Origin of the sequence: Pseudomonas sp. NFR16 (genome assembly GCF_900108875.1) — a bacterium.
GTDB lineage: Bacteria > Pseudomonadota > Gammaproteobacteria > Pseudomonadales > Pseudomonadaceae > Aquipseudomonas.
Genome location: NZ_FNYJ01000005.1, coordinates 1 through 20,914 on the forward strand (window position 1 = coordinate 1; position 20,914 = coordinate 20,914).

The following is a 20,914-nucleotide window of genomic DNA, read 5'->3' on the forward strand; positions in this document are numbered from 1 at the left end:
GCCGTAGGCCATGGCCTGCTGCAGGCAGTTGGAGTCGTCCGGTTCGACGCCGATCACCTTGATCTCGGGGCGCAGGTATTTGACGTACGCCGCGATACCGGCGATCAGCCCGCCACCGCCGACCGGCACGAAGATCGCGTCGAGCTTGCCCTGATGCTGACGCAGGATTTCCATGGCGACCGTGCCTTGTCCGGCGATGGTGTCAGGGTCGTCGTAAGGGTGAATGTAGACGTAGCCTTTTTCCTCGACCAGCTTCAGGGAATACGCCAGCGCCTCGGGGAAAGAGTCGCCGTGCAGCACCACTTTGCCGCCGCGCGAGCGCACGCCTTCGACCTTGATCTCCGGCGTCGTCCTGGGCATGACGATAGTGGCCTTGATGCCGAGCTTTCTGGCCGCCAGCGCCAGACCCTGCGCGTGGTTGCCCGCCGAAGCCGTGACCACGCCGCGGGCAAGTTCCTCGGCGCTCAGTTGCGCCAGCTTGTTGTACGCACCGCGAATCTTGAAGGAGAACACCGGCTGCAGGTCTTCGCGCTTGAGCAGCACTTGGTTGCCCAGTCGCTCGGACAACTGACGAGCGCCCTGCAGCGGGGTTTCCACGGCGACGTCATAGACGCGGGAGGTGAGGATTTTCTTCACGTACTGTTCGAGCATCGGAAAGCATCACTGGCGAAAGGGCAAGACCGGGAAGTCTACCCCGCGTCCCGACGCACGACCACACCAAGAGTCAGGCTTTAACGACGGCATGTCGCTATAATGCCCGCCCTCGGCATATCGCTATCCCTTGCAGGAGTGCGCTTGCCCGCGAACGTGCAGTGCCAGCCGATCCATTGGTCATAGGCACAATGCCGTTGTGGGCAAACGCGCTGTGCAGGGGACATTTTTCACTGGAGCCAAACCCCGCATGACCCAGGATCAACTCAAACAGGCCGTCGCCCAGGCCGCCGTCGACTTCATCCTTCCCAAGCTCGACGACAAAAGCATCGTGGGCGTCGGCACCGGCTCCACCGCCAACTGCTTCATCGATGCGCTGGCACAACACAAAGGCGCATTCGACGGCGCGGTCGCCAGTTCCGAAGCCACCGCAGCGCGCCTGAAAGGCCACGGCATTCCGGTGTATGAACTCAACACGGTCAGCGACCTTGAGTTCTACATCGACGGCGCCGATGAAAGCGACGAGCACTTGAACCTGATCAAGGGCGGCGGCGCAGCACTGACCCGCGAAAAAATCGTCGCGGCGGTCGCCAAGACATTCATCTGCATTGCCGATGGCAGCAAGCTGGTGCCGGTGCTGGGTGCGTTCCCGCTGCCCGTTGAAGTCATCCCGATGGCACGCAGTCATGTGGCGCGGCAACTGGTGAAACTGGGCGGTGATCCGGTTTATCGCGAAGGCGTGGTAACGGACAACGGCAACATCATCCTCGACGTTCACAACATGAACATCACCCGTCCGGCGGAGCTTGAAGCACAGATCAACGCCATCGTGGGCGTGGTCACCAACGGCCTGTTCGCAGCGCGCTCAGCCGATCTGCTGCTCTTGGGCACTCAGGAAGGCGTGAAAACCCTGACGCGCTGATCATCAGCATCCCCCACGCGTCGTGGCAGTTGAGGAATCACGACCTTCGTGACCAGCCTCGCTGCCACTGCTCAAGGCGCGCGGAAGAGCGTGACTGAGCGGCTTACTTCTTCCTGAACGCATAAAACAGGTTCGGCTCGCTCACCACGTACAGCGTGCCGTCATCACCCATCGCAATGCCCTCGGCCTGGGGCACACTGCGTTCAAGGCCCATGCTGCCTTTGCTCAGCGACACGTTGGCCACCGGCCGCCCTTGGGTATCGAGCTCGAGAATCTGCCGCGACTCATCCGACAGCGCCAGCAAATGCCCGCTGCGCTCATCGAATTGCAAACTGGACAGGTCGCGCACGAACAGCCCGGCATCGCGCTGCCTGCTCGAAGTGACTTCCAGAATATTGGTGGGATCGGCATTGGCGCGGGGGAAGCCGCGCACTTCGATGATCTGCACCGGCTTGCGCTCCTTGGCCACAAACAGACGTTGACCCTGGTTGTCATAGGCCAACCCTTCAAAACCGCTGTTGCCGCCCGCGCCCACTCCCAACGTCAGCTGCTCGGCTTGCCTGGCATCGAGGGCGACGGTGGTGTCGTCGACCTGCACCTTGATCAAACGCTGACCATGCTCATCGCTGATCACATAAGTGCCGGGGCTGATGTACTCCACCGCTTCGGCATCGCCAAACCCGGTCAGACGAATGCGCCGCAGCACCTGCCCGTCAAGACTCAGCTCGACGAGTTCCGGGTGTTTATTGGTGACCGTGAAGAGGGTTTTGCGCTGCGGGTCGTAGCTTAGCGCTGAAACGTCGTCGAGCCCCTCAATGACTTTGCCTTCGACCACCACTTCGAACTCATCAAGCCCCAGCGCCTGTGCGTCGGTGGATTGCCAGAACACATGCCAGTTGAACCAAAGCCGCTCGATGACGCGGTACTCGCGGGCGGTGAAGTACAACGCCGCAAGCACAACCACGACGAGCAAGGTGAGCAGGATGCTCTTGAGGGGCGACAAACGGGTCATGCGGACAGCTCAGCATCGAAAAGGGGCCGCTTTAATACCACTTTCCGATGAAGCCTGGCTTAACAACCGCCGTTGAGGTAACCGGCGGACACAAAAAAAACAGTGCCGTCAGGTCACTGCTTTTTCTTGAACGAGTAAAACAGGTTCGGCTCGCTCACCATATAAAGAGTGCCGTTTTCATCCATCGTCACGCCTTCTGCGCGCGGGATCGTCTCGCTCAATCCATTGAAGCCGTGCAGCAGGGTCATGAAGCTCACCTGATTCCCCTTCTCGTCCAGCTCCAGCAGCATGTGCGACTCGGCAGACAGCACCAGCAGATGCCCGGTCTTCTGGTGCGCATACAGCGAGGAAAGGTTGCGCACGATGAGGTTGTCGTTGATCAGTTTCTTCTTCGTGCCGTCCACTTTGCCGCTGACGTCAGCCTTCAGACTGTACAGCGCCGGCGGCCGCTCCTCGCCAAACAGGAACTGTTGGTTGCGCGGATCCCAGGCGATCCCTTCGAAGGCTTTGTTCTGATCCTTCGAAGGGCCAAGGTCATATTTGGGGAAGTCAGCAATGTTCAGCGTCTTGGTGTCCGGCGTCACCGTGACCACAGTCACCAGGTGTTGACGCTCGTCGACGATCGCGATCCGGCCATCACCCAGAACAGCCAGGGCCTCCGGATTGCTCCAGCCAACGAGCGGAATCTTGCGGATGACATCGCCTGTCAGGGTCAATTGCGACAGGAATGCATTTTTGCCCATGACCGCATACAGCGTCTTGCTCGCCGGGTCGTAGGACACATCGGACGCCTCGTCCTTTTCCATCCCCGCCAGCGGCTTGGCGTCGATGTCGACCTGATAATCCGGCAGCCAGACGCTGGCCGCCCGTTCGGCCGGCGTTACGCTGCGCTCACGCAACCACAACAGACCCCGGTCATTCCAGTCCCATGCGAACGACAGGCCGGCCAGGATCACCAGAACGGCGATCAGTAGCCATGCCCAGCGCACGCGCCGGCGGCTCTTGGTTGGGGTCAGCGTTTGAGCATTAACGGCCATCGAGGCAATCCTGAGAAAGTACGTCCATGGGCACAGCGCGGCGCCGCGGTCGGCGAGGAATTATCCAGATCGTTTGTGAAAAAAACGGCAACGCATCGGGCTGGAACAGGCATTCAACCGGGTAAAACAAAAAGGCCGCCTGCAAAGTTTCGCAGGCGGCCCTCACTGGCCGGTCCGGATCGATCAGCGCACGTCGCTTTCGAAACGGCTGTGGCCAGGCAGCTCCAGCACGATCTGATCGCCGACGTTGAACGGCCCGACGCCAGCGGGCGTACCGGTCATGATCAAGTCGCCGGCTTGCAAGGAGAACTGCGAGGCCATGTGCTGAATCATCGGCACGATAGGGTTGAGCATCTGGCTGCTGTTGCCATCCTGACGAACCTCACCGTTGATGCTCAGCCGAATGGCGATATCGGTCAGGTCAGGGTAACGGTCAGCCGAGACGAACGGAGCGATGACTGCTGCGCCGTCGAAGGATTTGGCGATTTCCCACGGCAGACCTTTTTCCTTGAGCCGGGATTGCACATCGCGCAGCGTCAGATCCAGTCCCGGTGCGAAGCCGGAAATGGCGTCCAGCACCTCTTCACGACTCGGATTCTTGCTCAGCGGTTTACCGATCAGCACCACGATTTCGGCTTCGTAATGCACCGAACCGCGATCCTGCGGAATGCTGAACCCGCCTTCGAGCTCGACGACGCAGCTGCCGGGCTTGATGAACAGCAGCGGCTCGGTCGGCACCGGGTTGTCCAGTTCCTTGGCGTGCTCGGCGTAATTGCGGCCGATGCAGACGACCTTGCCCAGTGGAAAGTGCACCTTCGTTCCGTCGACATACTTGTGCTGGTAGCTCATGAGCGCTCCTGAATACGAGATCGGCTTGTTATAGGTGAGAACCGTCGCTTAAACCGCGAAGATCTTGCCCGGGTTCATGATGCCGTTCGGATCGAACACCGCTTTAACTGCCTTCATGTATTCGATTTCCACAGCCGAGCGGCTGTACTCCAGATAGTCGCGCTTGGTCATGCCCACGCCGTGTTCTGCGGAGATGGAGCCGTTGTAGCGCTGAACGATCTCGAACACCCACTTGTTCACCGTCGCACATTTGGCGAAAAACTCATCCTTGCTCAAGTTTTCAGGCTTGAGGATGTTCAGGTGCAGGTTACCGTCGCCGATGTGACCGAACCACACAATCTCGAAGTCCGGGTAATGCTGGCCAACGATGGCGTCGACATCGGCCAGGAACGCCGGGACTTTCGACACGGTCACGGAGATGTCGTTCTTGTACGGGGTGAAGTGCGAGATGGTCTCGGAAATGAATTCGCGCAGCTTCCACAGATTCTGCAGCTGCTGCTCGCTCTGGCTCATCACGCCGTCCAGCACCCAGCCCTGCTCGACGCAGTGCTCGAACGTTTCCAGTGCGTGGTTGGCCACCTCTTCGGTCGTGGCTTCGAATTCGAGCAGCGCATAGAACGGGCACTCGGTCGCAAACGGCGACGGGACATCGCCTCGCGCCATGACTTTGGCCAGCGCCTTGTCGGAGAAGAACTCGAACGCGGTCAGGTCCAGCTTGCTCTGGAAGGCGTGCAGCACCGGCATGATCGCGTTGAAGTCAGTGGTGCCGAGCACCATCGCCGTCAGGTTTTTCGGAGCGCGATCCAGACGCATCGTCGCTTCGACCACAAAGCCCAGCGTGCCTTCTGCGCCGATGAACAACTGGCGCATGTCGTAGCCGGTCGCGTTCTTGATCAGGTCCTTGTTCAGCTCGAGAATGTCGCCCTTGCCCGTGACGACCTTCATGCCAGCGACCCAGTTACGGGTCATGCCGTAACGGATGACCTTGATCCCGCCCGCGTTGGTGCCGATGTTGCCGCCGATATGACTCGAACCGGACGAGGCGAAGTCGACCGGGTAATAAAGGCCGTTCTCTTCCGCCAGGTGCTGCAACTGCTTGGTGACCACGCCAGGCTGGCAGACAGCGGTACGGTCGGTGAGATTGAGCTCCAGCACCTGATTCATGTAATCGAACGCAACGACCACTTCGCCATTGGACGCCACGGCCGCCGCCGAGAGCCCGGTCCGGCCGCCCGATGGCACCAGTGCGACCTTGCGTTCGTTAGCCCAGCGGACGATGGCCTGAACCTGCTCGGTGGTCTTCGGAAACACGATTGCCATCGGCGCAGGCGCGAAGTGCTTGGTGTGATCCTTGCCGTAAAACTCAAGGGAATCGGCATCGGCAAGTACTTTGCCAGGCTCAACCAGGGTCTTCAGTTCATCAATCAGGGCAGGATGTGTCATCGACAGAACTCTCGAACAATTCATGGTGATCCTGAGAACGGCTCACGTCGCAGGAGCGGGTATTTAGCGGGGCACATATGCTAGCATACCGCCCCCGCAGAGACGTGCCTGAGGCCGACCTGCGGAGGCGCCGTTGCGCCGTGAGGCCAGCTTTGAGGCTGACCATTCCCTGCCATTTTTTCTCCGGGACACAGGTTTACGCAGATGAGCAAGACTTCCCTCGACAAGAGCAAGATCAAGTTCCTTCTTCTCGAAGGCGTCCATCAATCCGCAGTCGACGTCCTCAAGGCCGCCGGTTACACCAGCATCGAGTACCACACCAAGTCTCTGCCGGAAGCCGAGCTGAAGGAAAAGATTGCCGACGCTCACTTCATCGGTATCCGCTCCCGCACCCAACTGACCGAAGAACTGTTCGACAGCGCCAAGAAACTGGTCGCAGTGGGCTGCTTCTGCATCGGCACCAACCAGGTTGATCTGAACGCAGCCCGCGAGCGCGGCATTGCCGTGTTCAACGCCCCTTACTCCAACACCCGTTCGGTCGCCGAACTGGTGCTGGCAGAGGCGATCCTGTTGCTGCGCGGCATCCCGGAGAAAAACGCGTCCTGCCACCGTGGCGGCTGGATCAAGAGCGCGGCCAACTCGTTCGAAATCCGTGGCAAGAAGCTGGGCATCATCGGTTACGGCTCGATCGGCACGCAGTTGTCGGTTCTGGCCGAAGGCCTGGGCATGCAGGTGTTTTTCTACGATCCACTGACCAAGCTGCCGCTGGGCAACGCGACCCAGGTTCCGAGCCTGCATGAGCTGCTGGGTCTGGCTGACATCGTCTCCCTGCACGTGCCTGAGCTGCCATCCACCCAAATGATGATTGGCGAGACCGAAATCCGCGCCATGAAGAAAGGCGCCATCCTGATCAACGCTGCACGTGGCACCGTGGTCGATCTCGACGCACTGGCCGGCGCGATCAAGGACAAGCACCTGATCGGCGCCGCCATCGACGTGTTCCCGGTCGAGCCGCGCTCCAACGACGACGAGTTCGAAAGCCCGTTGCGTGGCCTGGATAACGTCATCCTGACCCCGCACATCGGTGGCTCGACTGCCGAAGCCCAGGCCAACATCGGTCTGGAAGTCGCGGAAAAACTGGTCAAGTACAGCGACAACGGGACGTCGGTGTCTTCGGTCAACTTCCCTGAAGTGGCCCTGCCTGCTCACCCGGGCAAGCATCGCCTGCTGCACATCCACGAAAACATTCCGGGCGTGCTCAGCGAAATCAACAAGGTGTTCGCGGAAAACGGCATCAACATCTCCGGTCAATTCCTGCAGACCAACGAGAATGTCGGTTACGTGGTGATCGACGTCGACGCCGAATACTCCGATCTGGCGCAAGAAAAGCTCCAGCAGATCAAAGGCACCATCCGCAGCCGCGTGTTGTTCTAAGCCCTCTTGAAGGGCGCAAAAAAGGAGACCTTGGGTCTCCTTTTTTTGTGCGTGGCGATTGGCGAGGATCGACGTGTTATTTGACGGTGATCGTGATCTTCTGCGACTCAACCACTGGGTTCAGCGGCACGTGATTCTTGTCGCCCACCAGCAGCTGCAGCGTGTGCTGACCCGGAGTGAGGTTCAGCTCGGTCTCGGTCTGGCCTTTGCCGAAGTGGCGAATGTTGTCGGTAGTGGGCAACGGTGCGCTCATGTCAGGCTGGTCTTTGACGTCGATCAGCAAGTGATGATGACCGGTCTCGGGCACATCGACGCCCGCCGGCGCGACGCCCATGCCTTTCAAGCCGAACTGCACTTTAAAGGTGCCGTTTACCGTCGCTCCGTCCTTGGGCGAGATGATGTACACCTCGGCACCGGCAGGCGACGGCGTGCGCGGGACATCCGCCGCCTGAGCCACACATGCAGCCCCGAGCAACAGCGCGGCAAAGGCAGTTTTTGCGAATAAGGTCTTCATGATCTCTCCCGTTCTGGATTTCATAGGCGCTCAGTGCTGACGGAAGCTCGGCTCGGCAGGCAGGGAACGCTCAGGTACGGTCTTTACCTTAGCGCTATCCGGCCATGGGCACGTCGGGCGAACGGATTTATGTAGAAGATTTCATCTTTGCAAACGCCGTCGTCGGGCAATGCCGTTGCAGCGGCGGCCGTCAGAGCTCCAGCGGATCATTGCCACGCCGGCGGAACCAGCCGGTCAGCGACAGGCGCTCACGCGTGGACGGCAAAACCTCGTGCGGCATATCGCCCGACAGAAACACCACCAGACAGCCACCGGTGGGCTGCACGTCGTACTCGACGCCATCCTTGAGGTACATGCGCAACTGACCGCCATGCTCGGGCAACCAGGCGTCGTTGAGGTAGATCACCGCAGACACCATGCGCTTGTCGTCATCGCGAAAGCGGTCGACGTGCTTACGGTAGAAAGCGCCTGGCGGGTACAGCGCAAAATGGCTTTCGAAGTCTTCAAGCCCCAGAAACAAGCCGCGATTGAGGGCCTGACGCAAGCTGTCCATCAGTGCCAGATAACGATCGCAAGGCTCGGCCTGACCGGCCTCCAGCCACTGAATGTGATCACCGCGAATGCCTTCGCGAACCTCCTGAGCTGGCCCGCGTCCGACGGCAGCAGGCGCAAGCTCGCCTTCGGCTGCGCGCGTGCGGCACTCAAGCGCCAGCTCGCGGGTCAGGCTGTCGGGCAGGAAGATGTTCTGCTGCGACCAGCCACGCTCGGCCAGGTCGTCGACGATTCGCAACAGCAACGGGTGATCGGGGGATATGTGCATGGCGCGCATAGTATCCATACGCCGGTGAATCCGACAGAGCCCGCGGTCTGCCGGAACAAGAATATTTTGTCACCGGGGAAAACCCGCTGCACACCGACACGAAAACGGCCGAACCCACGGGTTTTCTTGGGGTCTGGCAACTGTTAACTCGACAAATCCCCGCCGCCCCGCCGAGAATAGCGGCCTGCCGACAGGAGTCTCTAATGCGCCGTCTGTTTTTCCTGCTGTTGATGTTCTGCACCCTGCCCGCTTGGGCAGACGGCCACGACCAGCTGTACAAGGTCGCCGGCTGGCCAGAACAACGCGCGCATTTCACCGACGCCCTCAAAGCCGCGCAGCAGCGCTACCGCAACAGCCTGCCGCCGGCGGTCTTCGATGCTCTGGTCAACAACAGCAATCAGCGGTTTGCGGCGCAAGCGATGGATCAGCGCGCCGAACAGAAATTGCGCCAGAGCCTGCAGGACGCCAACCCCGCACTGCAGTTTTTCCAGTCGCCGCTGGGCCGCAAGATCGTCAATGCCGAGCTGACGGCAACCCGCCCCGATCAACTGGCCAAAAACGCTCAAGGACTCCCGCACATTCAGGCCGATGACAATCGCACGCTGATCATCGGCCATCTGGCCAACGCCCTGCCCGCTCGCGAGGCTGGTGCAGAAGTGAGCCTGGCCATCGCCGGCGTCGCTGCCGACAGCCTGAGCTCGATGATTCCCGGATTGATGGGAAGCGGCTCGACCCAGGCCATGCTCGACGGCCAGCGCCAGCGCCTGATGGCGCAGATCGGCAATGACCTCAACAACACGCTGCTGTATGTCTATCGGGACTTGTCCGACGCGGAGCTGGATGAGTTCGCCACGTTCGCAGAATCCAGCGAAGGCAAGGCTTATTATCAAGCCGCACTGGCCGCGATCCGTGCAGGCTTGGCGGTCGGTCAGAACGTGAAGTGACGCTGCACGCCGAAACCTTTCAACGCCAAGCAATCAGGATTGCTTCATCCGCTGCGTCAGGAACTCGAAAAACTGCGCCCGCAACTCCGGCAGCTCATTGGCCAGATGATGCCGCGCCTCCTGCAGCATGAATACTTGCGGCTGTTCGAACTTGTCGTTGAGCACGGCCAGATTGTGGCTCCAGTCCACTGTCATGTCCGACTCGCCTTGAATGATCAAAGGGCTGCGGCGGCTGCGCGGCGCGCTTTCGATGCGTTCGATCCACTTGGCCAACGCGCCGACCCACGCGGTCGGCAAGCGCCTGGGCTGCAGCGGGTCGGCCATCAGAAACGGCAGAAAAGCGGGCGCGTTGGAGTTCTCGCTGAAACGCCGGTCGATGCCTTTTACAAAGGCGCGCAGCAGGTAGTAGCTGACCTTGGACAACGTCCAGCCACGTGGGCGCACCAAAGGCGCTAGCAGAATAGACTGGCCTTGCGCCGGACTTTCATTACCGCGGCTGAGCAGATGATCGATGACGATCGCGCCGCCGGTGCTTTGCCCGCACAGGTGCCACGGCTTGGGCAACCGCAGTGTGGCCGCTTCGAGGAACAGACGCTCCAACACCAGTTGGTACTCGGCGAAATCAGTAATGCTCGCCCTCGTTCCGCTGGACAGGCCATGGCCTGGCAAGTCACAGGAAATCACCGCAAATCCCAGCTCCAGCGCCCATTCGACGACGTGGCGATACAGCCCCATGTGATCGTAGAAACCATGCACCAGCACGAGGGTTGCCACAGGCCGTTCCGGCATCCACAGCTGAGTGACGATTTCGTAGCCGCCAATTTCGAAACGCCCCAGCCGGCTGTTTACCGCGCCCTCGCGGCCCAGCCCCAGCATGTTGTAGAAACGCTGATACGCCAGACCTTCTTCGGAAAGCGCCAGATTTGCACTGAGCGGCTGAAGCCCGGCGCGCAGGTGATCGGGGTCGAACGTGTCGGACATCGGTATTCCAGATCAGGCAGGTTTAGGGTTCAAAGGCGCCGCTGCTTGCGAGTTTCTTCTGTCCGTCAAGGCGTGGCAAGCTACGGCATCCAAATCGAAGCCGCCTCATGACTGCTCATTCCCGCATTCGACGCCGCACTGTCATCGCGCTGATCGCCCTCGCCTGCGCGGCAATTCTGTGGTTTGGCTTCACGTGGTTTGAGGGTCGATACCTTCGGACGTTCAGTGACACGACCGCCTTGTTCGCCGGAGACAGCTTGAGGCTACCGCCACAGCTTGCCGGCCCCGGGCCGATCCGTGTCGTGCATTTCTGGGACCCTGCCTGCCCGTGCAACGTCGGTAATCAGGAGCACCTGAGCGAACTGGTCGCGCATTACGCCGGGGTCGGCGGCGTGGAGTTTTACGCGGTGCAAAAACCAGGCACTCGCGGGCAATTGCCGGTCACGCTGAACGCGATCAAACCGCTGAGTCACCTGCCCGGCGCCGAGCGAATGACATCCAGCCCGGCCATTGCCATCTGGGATCGCCAAGGCAAACTGGCGTATTTCGGCCCTTACAGTGAAGGGTTGGTGTGCAATTCACAGAACAGCTTCGTCGAGCCCATTCTTCGAGCGCTCAGCGCCAATCGTCCGGTCAACGCCACACACACCATGGCGGTGGGGTGTTATTGCCCATGGCAAACCCCCGACTGAAACGCCCTGCCGTGGTCAGTGCGTGCTTTTGTAGTCGATCACATAGGGCAGCTTTTCACTGGCGGTCTTGGTCAAGACCTTGCGCTTGACCGACTTGAATCCACCGAGCTGCCTGGCCGTCATGCCGTCGCCCACCGACTTGCTCGACGGCGGTTTGACCATCAGATCGCTCGCAGCCTGCAACGCCTGGTGATAGCCGCTGCGCTCGCTGAGGTTGAAGTCCGCCAACTTGAGCCGGTCACGCAGCCAGTCTGCCCAGTAGAACTCCAGAAATTCGGGCGACACCTCGCCTGCCTTTGGCTTGTCGTAGGCAGCGCCACGCACGAAGTACACAATGCTGCGCAGGATGTCGTTCTGCATGGATTTAAGGCCGACATGGGCCGGCAATTGATCGGGAGCGATGGCCTGACCGTTGCCGTCCTTGAGCCAGACCTTGCGTGCCTGCTGCATGCGCGCCCAGAAGGCAGGCATGTCGGCGCTGTCGCTGAAGACATCGGTGATGCGTACCTTCATTTTCATCTGCGGACCTGCGCCGGGCTGTTCCCACAGCGCACTGAATGTGTGGTGTCCGTCGGTGAGATACAAATCGCCGCCCGGCCCCACGACCACGGTCTTCATCTGTTGCGGGTGGGCGTTAGGCTCGTCCTTGCAGGTGAAGCTTTCCGGCTTCAAAGGGTCGGCAGACTCGCTCACCGGCCGGGCTTTGACCTGGCCATTGCTCTCGCAGATTTCGTCGAACAGCGTCTGTCGGTCTTTGGCGAAACGCTCCAGTTTGTAATAAACCTGATCGAAGCCGATCACCGCCTGCGTGGGGTGGACTTGATCAAGCGTGACCTCAACGACGTCACCCGGCTTGGGCCCAGTGAAGGCAAACGCCTGAGCCGAGAGCAGCAGCAAAAAGATCGTAAGCCTGCAGGATTGAATGCGCATGGTTCGGGACTCTCGAGGACGTCGGCTCAGCTTAATGCAATAACCACCTGACACAACCCGCACGCGGCGGGACCACGCCAGCGCATCAAGACGCTCGCGGTGATCATCTTCTACCCAGCCAGGCGACAAATCTGTAGCCTGCCAATCCTTCTCGATCCTTTTTTGAGTCCCGCATGAAACGCAGTTTCTACGTCATTGCCGTCGTGCTTGTCCTCGTGGCAGGCGGCGGCGCCTGGTACGTCCACAGCAAGCAACCGGTGCGCGACGGCGAGATGAAGCTGGCGCACTTGAACGCGCCGGTCAGCGTGCGCTACGACGAGCGCGGCGTGCCACATATCAAGGCCGATAACGAAGACGATCTGTACCGCGCGCTGGGCTACGTGCATGCGCAGGATCGCCTGTTTCAGATGGAAATCCTGCGCAGGCTGGCGCGCGGCGAGCTGGCTGAAATCCTCGGTCCGAAGCTGGTCAATAACGACAAATTGTTCCGCAGCCTGCGTATCCGCGAGCACGCAGACGAGTACGTTGCCCGCCAGGACAAGAACACCCCGGCGTGGAAAGCACTTCAGGCCTACCTGGATGGCGTGAACCAGTATCAAGACACGCATTCCAGCCCCATCGAATTCGACGTGCTCGGCATCGAAAAGCGTCCGTTCACGGCGCAGGATACGCTGAGTATCGGCGGTTATCTGGCTTACAGCTTTGCGGCAGCTTTTCGTACCGAACCGTTGATGACGTTCGTGCGTGATCGGCTCGGCCCGGATTACCTCAAGGTTTTCGACCAGCCCTGGCAGCCCGACGGCGCACTGACGCAGGCTGCCGTCTTGAGTGACAGGGACTGGCAAGGTCTGGGTGATCTTGCGCTACTGAGCTATCAGACCCTGGAAAAAGCCGGCCTGCCGGAGTTCGAGGGCAGCAACGCCTGGGCTGTGTCGGGCAGTCGGACACAAAGTGGCAAGCCGCTGCTGGCGGGTGATCCGCACATCCGTTTTTCAGTGCCCGCGGTGTGGTACGAGGCGCAGCTGTCGGCGCCCGGTTTCGAGCTCTATGGTCACTTCCAGGCGCTCAACCCCTTCGCGCTGCTGGGCCACAACATGGATTTCGGCTGGAGCCTGACCATGTTCCAGAACGACGACCTGGACTTGATCGCCGAAAAGACCAATCCCGACAATCCCGGTCAAGTCTGGTATCACGGCGCCTGGGCGGACATGACATCGCGCCAGGAGCAGATCAAGGTCAAAGGCCAAGAGCCTGTTACGTTCATGTTGCGTCAGTCCCCACACGGTCCCATCGTCAATGACGCGCTCGGCAACGCTGCGCCCGACACGCCTGTTGCGATGTGGTGGTCATTTTTGGAGTCGGAGAACCCGATCCTTCAGGGCTTCTACGAGGCGAACCGCGCCGACACGCTGGAAAAGATGCGCACTGCCGCTCAAAAGATCCAGTCACCGGGCCTTAACGTGGTCTACGCCAACGCCCGCGGCGACATCGGTTGGTGGGCCGCCGCTCAGTTGCCCGTGCGTCCGGCGGGCGTGAATCCGACGTTCATACTCGACGGCAGCAGCGATCAGGCCGACAAGAATGACTTTTACCCCTTCACAGCCAATCCGCAGGAAGAAAACCCTGCACGTGGCTATATCGTCTCGGCCAATTTCCAGCCGGTCTCGCCGACCGGCATTGAAATTCCAGGCTATTACAACCTTGCCGAGCGCGGCCGTCAGCTCGACAAACAGCTGAGCGACCCTGAGGTGAAGTGGACGCTGGAGAAGAGTAAAGCCTTACAGTTGGGCACGACGACTGACTACGCAGCGCAGATCTTGAAGCCACTGATTCCGGTGCTGCGACGGGTCATCAGCGCCCCCGAAGAGCACGACCTGATCGAGCGCCTCGCAGCCTGGAAGGGTGACTACCCGGTGGATTCGGTAGGGGCCACGCTGTTCAACCAGTTCCTGTTCAATCTGAGCGATCAGGCGTTCCATGACGAACTGGGCGACGGCCTGTTCACGACCTTGCTGTCAACCCGAATGATCGACATGGCGCTGCCGCGACTGGCCGCTGATGCGAATTCTGTGTGGTGGAACAATCGCAATTCGAACGAACCCGAAAGCCGTGACAACACCGTGAAAGTGGCCTGGCATGCGACGGTTTCGCATCTTAAATCTCTCTACGGCGTGAACCCGGACGAATGGACCTGGGGCAAGGCGCACACGCTGACCCACGAACATCCGCTGGGCCGTCAGCCGCCGCTGGACATGCTGTTCAACGTCGGCCCGTTCGCTGCACCGGGCACCCATGAAGTGCCGAACAACCTCTCGGCCGGCATCGGCAATGCGCCATGGCCTGTGAGCTATGGGCCTTCAACGCGACGACTGATCGACTTCGCCGAGCCGGCACACGCGCTGGGTATCAACCCGGTCGGGCAAAGCGGCGTGCTCTTCGACAAGCACTATGCCGATCAGGCAACGCGCTACATCAACGGCGAATATGTGCCGGAGCGATCCAGCGAAAAGGATGTGGAGGGGAACAGCGAGGCGGTATTGAAGTTGGTGCCAGGGCGATAACCCCGTCAGACCTGCAGCCCCACCGCAGTCCCCAACGTGTAAGACAGGCTGGCATTCTAACCAGTAGGACCGGCTTTAGCCGGGAAGGCGTCGGGCGTCACACCGCAGAATCTCAGCGCTCACACTAGCCTCTTCCCGGCTGATGCCGGTCCTACAACAAACATCGCGTACATTCAGCGGGACCTATTGGAATGCCAACCCGAGGACCGGTTTTTAGCCGGGAAGACTCTGGAGTTCCAAACCGTAGGACCGGCTTTAGCCGGGAAGGCGTCACACCGCAGAATCTCAGCGCTCACACCCGCCTCTTCCCGGCTGAAGCCGGCCCTACGACAAACATCGCGTGCATCCAGTGGGATGCTTCCCACTGAACCTGCGCTGATCAAACCGATTCGACCACTTTCGCGCGTCGTACATCAGGCTGTTTCCAGCCGTCTGCGGCAGCTTCTTCGATGGCTTGTTGAATGGCCTTCTTGCGCTTTTCTTCGGCGCGGCGGCTGAAGAACCAGACCAGGAAGGTCGCGATCGACACGGCCAGCAGAATCAAGCTCGCAATCGCGTTGATCTCAGGCTTGACGCCCAGTCGCACCGCCGAGAAGACTTCCATCGGCAGCGTGGTAGAGCCCGGTCCGGACACGAAGCTGGCGAGTACCAGGTCGTCCAGCGACAAGGCGAAGGACATCATTGCACCTGCCGCCAGCGACGGCGCGATCATCGGGATGGTGATCAGGAAGAACACTTTCCACGGCCTCGCACCCAGATCCATCGCGGCTTCCTCGATGGACATGTCGAGCTCACGCAGGCGTGCTGACACCACAACCGCCACATACGCCGCGCAGAACGTCGTGTGGGCGATCCAGATGGTGACGATGCCCCGCTCCTGCGGCCAGCCGATCAACTGCGCCATGGCCACGAACAGCAGCAACAGCGACAGACCGGTGATGACCTCCGGCATGACCAGCGGCGCGGTGACCAGACCACCGAAGAACGTACGCCCTTTGAAACGGGTGACGCGGGTCAGCACGAAGGCGGCCATCGTCCCCAGGGCCACGGCCGCGATCGAGGTGTACAGCGCGATTTCCAGCGAGCGCATGACCGCACTCATCAGTTGGGTGTTGTCCAGCAGACCGACGTACCACTTCACCGACCAGCCGCCCCACACGGTCACCAGCTTGGAGGCGTTGAACGAGTAGATCACCAGAATGACCATCGGCGCGTAGATGAACGTCAGCCCGAGTATCAGCATCAGGTTCGAGAATCGGAAGCCTCTCATGCTTTGCCCTCCAGTTCTTTGGCCTGGCTGCGGTTGAACAGGATGATTGGCACGATCAGGATCAGCAGCATGACCACCGCCAGCGAAGATGCCACCGGCCAGTCGCGGTTGTTGAAGAACTCTTGCCACAGGACCTTGCCGATCATCAGCGTCTCGGGACCGCCGAGCAATTCAGGGATGACGAACTCGCCCACCACCGGAATGAACACCAGCATGCAACCGGCGATGATGCCGTTCTTGGACAGCGGAACGGTGATTTTCCAGAAACTGTTGAAGGTGCTCGAACCCAGGTCGGAGGCAGCTTCCAGCAAGCTTTGATCATGCTTCACCAGGTTGGCGTACAGCGGCAGGATCATGAACGGCAGGTACGAATAGACCACGCCGATGTACACCGCAAGGTTGGTGTTGAGAATCTGCAGCGGCTCACTGATCACGCCCAGCCACATCAGGAAGGCGTTGAGCAGACCGTTGTTGCTCAAAATCCCCATCCACGCATAAACGCGGATCAGGATGGCCGTCCAGGTCGGCATCATGATCAACAGCAGCAGCACCGTCTGCATTTCTTTGCGCGCGATGGAGATGCCGTATGCCATCGGGTAGCCGATCAACAGGCACAGTAAGGTGCTGAAGAAGGCCATCTTCAACGAGCCCAGATACGCCGAAATGTACAGATCGTCGCCGGTCAGCAATGCGTAGTTGGCGAAATTGAGCACGATGTCGAGCTTCTGCTCGGCGTAGGTGAAGATCTCGGTGTAGGGCGGAATCGCGACGTCGGCCTCAGCGAAACTGATCTTGATGACGATCAGAAATGGCAGCGCGAAGAACAGAAACAGCCACAGGAACGGAACGCCGATGACCGCCTGACGGCCATTGGGCGTTATGCGGTTGAGCGCGCGTTTGATCTTGCGGATTTTCATGAGCGAAGCACCACGCCGCTGTCATCTTCCCACCATACGTACACTTCGTCGTCCCAGGTCGGACGCGCACCGCGGCGCTCGGCGTTGGCGACGAAGGACTGCACCAGCTTCCCGCAGGCCAGTTGCACGTAGAACACCGAGTGACCGCCCAGATAGGCGATGTCGTGGACCTTGCCGCGCGACCAGTTGTATTGGTAGGCGGGCTGTTCGGTGGTGATCAACAGCTTTTCCGGGCGAATCGCGTAAGTGATGTGCTTGTCTTCGACCGAGGTGCTGATGCCGTGACCGACATAGATCTCGCGTTCCAGCTCCGGGCTGCGGATCAGTGCGTGGCCTTCCATGTCTTCGATGACTTCGCCGTCGAACAGGTTGACGTTGCCGATGAATTCACAGACCAGCCGGCTGGTCGGTGTTTCGTAGATGTCCACCGGACTGCCGATCTGAGCGATCCAGCCCAGGTGCATGATCGCGATGCGCTGAGCCATGGTCATGGCTTCTTCCTGATCGTGGGTCACCATGACGCAGGTCACGCCCACGCGCTCGATGATTTCCACCAGCTCCAGTTGCATCTGCGAGCGCAGCTTCTTGTCCAGCGCGCCCATGGGCTCATCGAGCAGCAGCAGTTTCGGCTTCTTGGCCAGTGAGCGCGCCAGCGCCACACGCTGACGCTGACCGCCCGACAACTGATGCGGCTTGCGCTTGGCGTATTGGGTCATCTGCACCAGCTTGAGCATTTCAGTGACGCGTGCGTCGATCTCGGCCTTGGGCAGTTTGTCCTGCTGCAGGCCGAACGCGATGTTCTGCGCCACGGTCATGTGCGGGAACAGCGCGTAGGACTGGAACATCATGTTGATCGGACGCTCGTATGGCGGCATGTCGGTGATGTCGACGCCATCGAGAAATATGCGGCCTTCGGTCGGCCGTTCAAAACCGGCAAGCATGCGCAGCAAGGTGGATTTCCCCGAGCCGGATCCGCCGAGCAAGGCGAAGATTTCACCCTTGTTGATCTGCAGAGACACATCGTCCACAGCAACCGTCTCGTCGAATTTTTTCGTGACCCGATCGATTTTGACCAGCACCGGTTTCGGTTGCTGACCACCCTCAAGGGCTTTTTTGTAGGCGCCGGAGGCAACTGCCATGGGTGAAACTCCCAACTGTTTTTGCGCCCGGCCGACAGGGCCGGGCGCCTTGGTCTTTATTTACCGGTTTTGATCTTGGTCCAGCTGCGCGTCATGGCACGCTGAATCTTGGGCGGCAGTTCAGAGTTGACGTACAGACGTTCCTGCACCTCTTTGGACGGGTAGACCGATTCGTCGTTGCGGATTTCCTGATCCATCAGTTCACCCGACGCAGGGTTCGGGTTAGCGTAACCAACCTGATCGCTGACCTTGGCGATCACTTCAGGCTTGAGGATGTAGTTGATGAACGCGTGAGCCGCCTTGACGTCGGGCGCATCGGCGGGGATCGCCAGCATGTCGAACCAGAGGTTGCCGCCCTCTTTGGGGATCGAGTAAGCGATGTTGACGCCCTTGCCTGCTTCCTCGGCACGCGCCTTGGCCTGGAAGATGTCGCCGGAGAAACCTGCCGCGATGCAGATGTCACCGTTGGCCAGGTCAGTGATGTATTTGGAGGAGTTGAAGTACGTGACGTACGGACGCACCTTGAGCAGCTTTTCCTCAGCCTTTTTATAATCTTTCTCGTCGGTGCTGTTCGGGTTCAGGCCCATGTAGTTGAGCACTGCAGGCAGCATTTCGTCCGCCGAATCCAGGAACGCGACGCCGCACTGCTTCAGCTTTTTCATGTTCTCAGGTTCGAACAGCACGGCCCAGGAATCGATGGTGTCGACGCCCAGCACTTTTTTGATCTTGTCGACGTTGTAACCGATCCCGTTGGTGCCCCACAGGTACGGCACGGCGTACTGATTGCCCGGATCGTTCTTCTCCAGGCGCTTCATCAGTTCGGGGTCGAGGTTGGAGTAGTTGGGGAGTTGCGACTTGTCGAGTTTCTGAAACGCACCGGCCTTGATCTGCTTGCCAAGGAAGTGGTTGGAAGGGACTACCACGTCATAGCCGGTGTGGCCGGCCAGCAGCTTTCCTTCCAGGGTTTCGTTGGAGTCGAAGACGTCGTATTTGGTCTTGATGCCGGTGGTGGATTCAAAATCCGCCAGCGTCGAGGTGCCGATGTAATCGGACCAGTTATAAATGCGGACAGTGGAGCTTTCCGCGTAGGCGCCAACGGCTAGCGTCAGGCCGGCTCCGATAAGCAAGCCTTTGGAAAATAAAGAGATAGACACGATTGCAGTCCTTTTTTAGTAGGTGGGCCGTTGCCCGTGCCGACGACAGTACCGACTGCCTGTGACAAATCCGGCGCGCAACTTACCTTCGATAAACCCTTCTCGCAAAATAATTTTTCGTGACGCGTGCGCGGTAAATCCTGACCTTGGAATCTGGAACATCTCTCGGCAGTCGGTAGACACCGATCCTGTAGGAGTGAGCTGGCTCGCGATGGCGCTGTGTCAGTCGACATTTCCATTTCTGACAAGGTGCAATCGCGAGCAAGCTCACTCCTACACAGCTTAAGCACGTGCCGTCATGGAGGGCACGTTCGGACCAGGCTTATTTGCCCGATTTGATGTTGGTCCAGCTGCGGGTCATGAGACGCTGAGTGGCTGCTGGCAAGTCTGCAATCGCGTACAGCTTGGACAGCACGTCCGCAGGTGGGTAAACGCCTGGATCGGAGGTGATGTCCTTGTCCACGAACTCGGTCGCTGCCTTGTTGCCGTTCGGGAAGTGCACGGCGTTGGTGATCTCGGCCATCACTTTAGGCTGCAGGATGAAGTTCATGAACTTGTAGGCGCCTTCGACGTTTTCGGCGTCTTTGGGAATGGCAACCATGTCATAGAAGCTGCCAGCACCTTCTTTCGGAATGTTGTAGCTGACCTTGACCTTGCCGCCTGCTTCTTCAGCGCGCGCCTTGGCCTGATACACGTCACCCGAGTAACCGACGGCTACGCAAATGTTGCCGTTGGCCAGGTCCGAGATGTATTTGGACGAGTGGAAATAGGTGACCGAAGGACGAATTTTCTTGAACAGATCTTCGGCTTTCTGGATGTCTTCTTTCTTCTGGCTGTCGGTTGGCAGACCCAGGTAATGCAGCGCCACTGGCAGCATTTCGGTCGGCGAATCGAGGAAGCTGATGCCACATGATTTCAGCTTGGCCGCGTTTTCAGGCTTGAACAGCAGGTCCCAGGAATTGACTGGAGCGTCTGCGCCCAGCGCAGCCTTGACCTTGTCCGGGTTGAAGCCGATACCGATCGAACCCCACATGTACGGGAAGGCGTGCTTGTTGTCCGGGTCGCTGACCGACACGGCTTTGAGCAGCGCAGGGTCGAGGTTTTTGTAGTTCGTCAGCTTGGACTTGTCCAGTTCCTGATAAACACCGGCTTTGATCTGTTTGGCCAGGAAGTTGTTCGACGGAACGACGATGTCGTAACCCGACTTACCGGCCAGCAATTTGGCTTCCAGCGTCTCGTTGCTGTCGAAGACGTCGTACACCACCTTGATGCCCGACTCTTTTTCGAAATCGGCAATGGTGTTCGGCGCGATGTAATCGGACCAGTTATAGACGTGCAGAACTTTGTCGTCGGCGTGTGCCGCTGCGGTCACTGCGCCCATCAGGGACAAGGCGAGGAGGGTTTTGCCAAATTTCTTCATTCTTACAGCTCCAGTGTTTTATGTTAGCGGCAACCAAACCGCCGATAGTCTGGCAATTTCCTGGGCGGGCTTACAAGCGAAGCGGCCTGCCTTATTGCATAGCTTTCAAAGATTTCATCTGCACGCCAGCGCATCGAACTCTGTAGGAGTGAGCTTGCTCGCGATTGCGTATCGTCAGGCACCGACGATGTCGAATGTGCCGACGCTATCGCGAGCAAGCTCAC

Annotated in this window: 19 protein-coding genes; 5 read left to right on the forward strand and 14 right to left on the reverse strand. The window is 59.6% G+C overall.

The genetic code is table 11. The features are described 5' to 3' along the window. Positions 1 to 651, reverse strand: a 651-nt coding sequence (locus BMZ10_RS18600; protein ID WP_143070309.1) for a pyridoxal-phosphate dependent enzyme, incomplete at its 3' end; no start/stop codon positions are given. Positions 652 to 901: 250 nt separating this feature from the next. Between BMZ10_RS18600 and rpiA the strand changes: the two genes are divergently transcribed. After that, entirely contained in the window at positions 902 to 1,573 is a 672-nt protein-coding gene (gene rpiA, locus BMZ10_RS18605; RefSeq protein WP_093465639.1) for a ribose-5-phosphate isomerase RpiA, read from the forward strand. A 103-nt stretch (positions 1,574 to 1,676) separates the two neighbouring features. On the opposite strand, the gene BMZ10_RS18610 is transcribed toward rpiA, so the two are convergent. From BMZ10_RS18610 to BMZ10_RS18625, 4 genes are all read right to left on the reverse strand, one after another. After that, complete coding sequence (locus BMZ10_RS18610; RefSeq protein WP_093465642.1) at positions 1,677 to 2,585, reverse strand: SdiA-regulated domain-containing protein; 909 nt, start codon at positions 2,583 to 2,585, stop codon at positions 1,677 to 1,679. A gap of 113 nt (positions 2,586 to 2,698) precedes the next feature. After that, on the reverse strand, positions 2,699 to 3,622 hold the full coding sequence (locus BMZ10_RS18615) for an SdiA-regulated domain-containing protein (RefSeq protein ID WP_093465644.1): 924 nt from the start codon (positions 3,620 to 3,622) through the stop codon (positions 2,699 to 2,701). Positions 3,623 to 3,805: 183 nt separating this feature from the next. Beyond that, positions 3,806 to 4,471 (reverse strand): fumarylacetoacetate hydrolase family protein, encoded by a 666-nt coding sequence (locus BMZ10_RS18620; RefSeq protein WP_093465647.1) that lies wholly within the window; start codon positions 4,469 to 4,471, stop codon positions 3,806 to 3,808. 48 nt (positions 4,472 to 4,519) lie between these two features. Further along, on the reverse strand, positions 4,520 to 5,914 hold the full coding sequence (locus BMZ10_RS18625; RefSeq protein WP_177182166.1) for an FAD-binding oxidoreductase: 1,395 nt from the start codon (positions 5,912 to 5,914) through the stop codon (positions 4,520 to 4,522). 204 nt (positions 5,915 to 6,118) lie between these two features. Between BMZ10_RS18625 and serA the strand changes: the two genes are divergently transcribed. Next, positions 6,119 to 7,348 (forward strand): phosphoglycerate dehydrogenase, encoded by a 1,230-nt coding sequence (serA, locus tag BMZ10_RS18635; RefSeq protein ID WP_093465655.1) that lies wholly within the window; start codon positions 6,119 to 6,121, stop codon positions 7,346 to 7,348. A gap of 76 nt (positions 7,349 to 7,424) precedes the next feature. Here serA and BMZ10_RS18640 read toward each other — a convergent pair whose 3' ends face one another. Both BMZ10_RS18640 and BMZ10_RS18645 read right to left on the reverse strand, forming a co-directional pair. Then, a complete protein-coding gene (locus BMZ10_RS18640; RefSeq protein WP_093465658.1) occupies positions 7,425 to 7,862 on the reverse strand; it encodes a DUF4399 domain-containing protein in 438 nt (145 codons plus the stop codon). 190 nt (positions 7,863 to 8,052) lie between these two features. Then, the gene (locus tag BMZ10_RS18645) at positions 8,053 to 8,691 is read right to left on the reverse strand and encodes a 2OG-Fe(II) oxygenase (protein ID WP_093465662.1); all 639 of its coding nucleotides are present in this window, start codon (positions 8,689 to 8,691) and stop codon (positions 8,053 to 8,055) included. 194 nt (positions 8,692 to 8,885) lie between these two features. Between BMZ10_RS18645 and BMZ10_RS18650 the strand changes: the two genes are divergently transcribed. Beyond that, entirely contained in the window at positions 8,886 to 9,626 is a 741-nt protein-coding gene (locus BMZ10_RS18650; protein ID WP_093465665.1) for a DUF2059 domain-containing protein, read from the forward strand. A 33-nt stretch (positions 9,627 to 9,659) separates the two neighbouring features. On the opposite strand, the gene BMZ10_RS18655 is transcribed toward BMZ10_RS18650, so the two are convergent. Next, entirely contained in the window at positions 9,660 to 10,607 is a 948-nt protein-coding gene (locus BMZ10_RS18655; RefSeq protein ID WP_093465667.1) for a phospholipase BipL, read from the reverse strand. Positions 10,608 to 10,714: 107 nt separating this feature from the next. Here BMZ10_RS18655 and BMZ10_RS18660 point away from each other — a divergent pair, with 107 nt between their 5' ends. Next, the gene (locus tag BMZ10_RS18660) at positions 10,715 to 11,299 is read left to right on the forward strand and encodes a DUF6436 domain-containing protein (RefSeq protein WP_093465669.1); all 585 of its coding nucleotides are present in this window, start codon (positions 10,715 to 10,717) and stop codon (positions 11,297 to 11,299) included. Between the two features lie 15 nt (positions 11,300 to 11,314). Here the strand turns inward: BMZ10_RS18660 and BMZ10_RS18665 are convergent, their stop codons facing one another. Beyond that, positions 11,315 to 12,229 carry a ParB/Srx family N-terminal domain-containing protein gene (locus tag BMZ10_RS18665; RefSeq protein ID WP_093465671.1) on the reverse strand — a complete coding sequence of 305 codons (915 nt, stop codon included), beginning with the start codon at positions 12,227 to 12,229 and terminating at the stop codon, positions 11,315 to 11,317. 173 nt (positions 12,230 to 12,402) lie between these two features. Here BMZ10_RS18665 and BMZ10_RS18670 point away from each other — a divergent pair, with 173 nt between their 5' ends. Then, positions 12,403 to 14,790 carry a penicillin acylase family protein gene (locus BMZ10_RS18670; protein ID WP_093465673.1) on the forward strand — a complete coding sequence of 796 codons (2,388 nt, stop codon included), beginning with the start codon at positions 12,403 to 12,405 and terminating at the stop codon, positions 14,788 to 14,790. A gap of 379 nt (positions 14,791 to 15,169) precedes the next feature. Here BMZ10_RS18670 and BMZ10_RS18675 read toward each other — a convergent pair whose 3' ends face one another. From BMZ10_RS18675 to BMZ10_RS18695, 5 genes are all read right to left on the reverse strand, one after another. After that, positions 15,170 to 16,060 (reverse strand): ABC transporter permease subunit, encoded by an 891-nt coding sequence (locus BMZ10_RS18675; protein WP_093465675.1) that lies wholly within the window; start codon positions 16,058 to 16,060, stop codon positions 15,170 to 15,172. Beyond that, positions 16,057 to 16,977, reverse strand: coding sequence for an ABC transporter permease subunit (locus BMZ10_RS18680; RefSeq protein ID WP_093465677.1), 921 nt, complete (start codon positions 16,975 to 16,977; stop codon positions 16,057 to 16,059). Before BMZ10_RS18680 ends, BMZ10_RS18675 begins: the two co-directional genes overlap by 4 nt. Continuing rightward, complete coding sequence (gene potA / locus BMZ10_RS18685) at positions 16,974 to 18,116, reverse strand: polyamine ABC transporter ATP-binding protein (RefSeq protein ID WP_093465679.1); 1,143 nt, start codon at positions 18,114 to 18,116, stop codon at positions 16,974 to 16,976. The genes BMZ10_RS18680 and potA overlap by 4 nt, the downstream gene beginning before the upstream one ends. Before the next feature lie 56 nt (positions 18,117 to 18,172). Beyond that, positions 18,173 to 19,270, reverse strand: coding sequence for a polyamine ABC transporter substrate-binding protein (locus tag BMZ10_RS18690; protein ID WP_093465682.1), 1,098 nt, complete (start codon positions 19,268 to 19,270; stop codon positions 18,173 to 18,175). 322 nt (positions 19,271 to 19,592) lie between these two features. Further along, positions 19,593 to 20,690, reverse strand: coding sequence for a polyamine ABC transporter substrate-binding protein (locus BMZ10_RS18695; RefSeq protein WP_093465684.1), 1,098 nt, complete (start codon positions 20,688 to 20,690; stop codon positions 19,593 to 19,595). Positions 20,691 to 20,914: the final 224 nt, after the last annotated feature.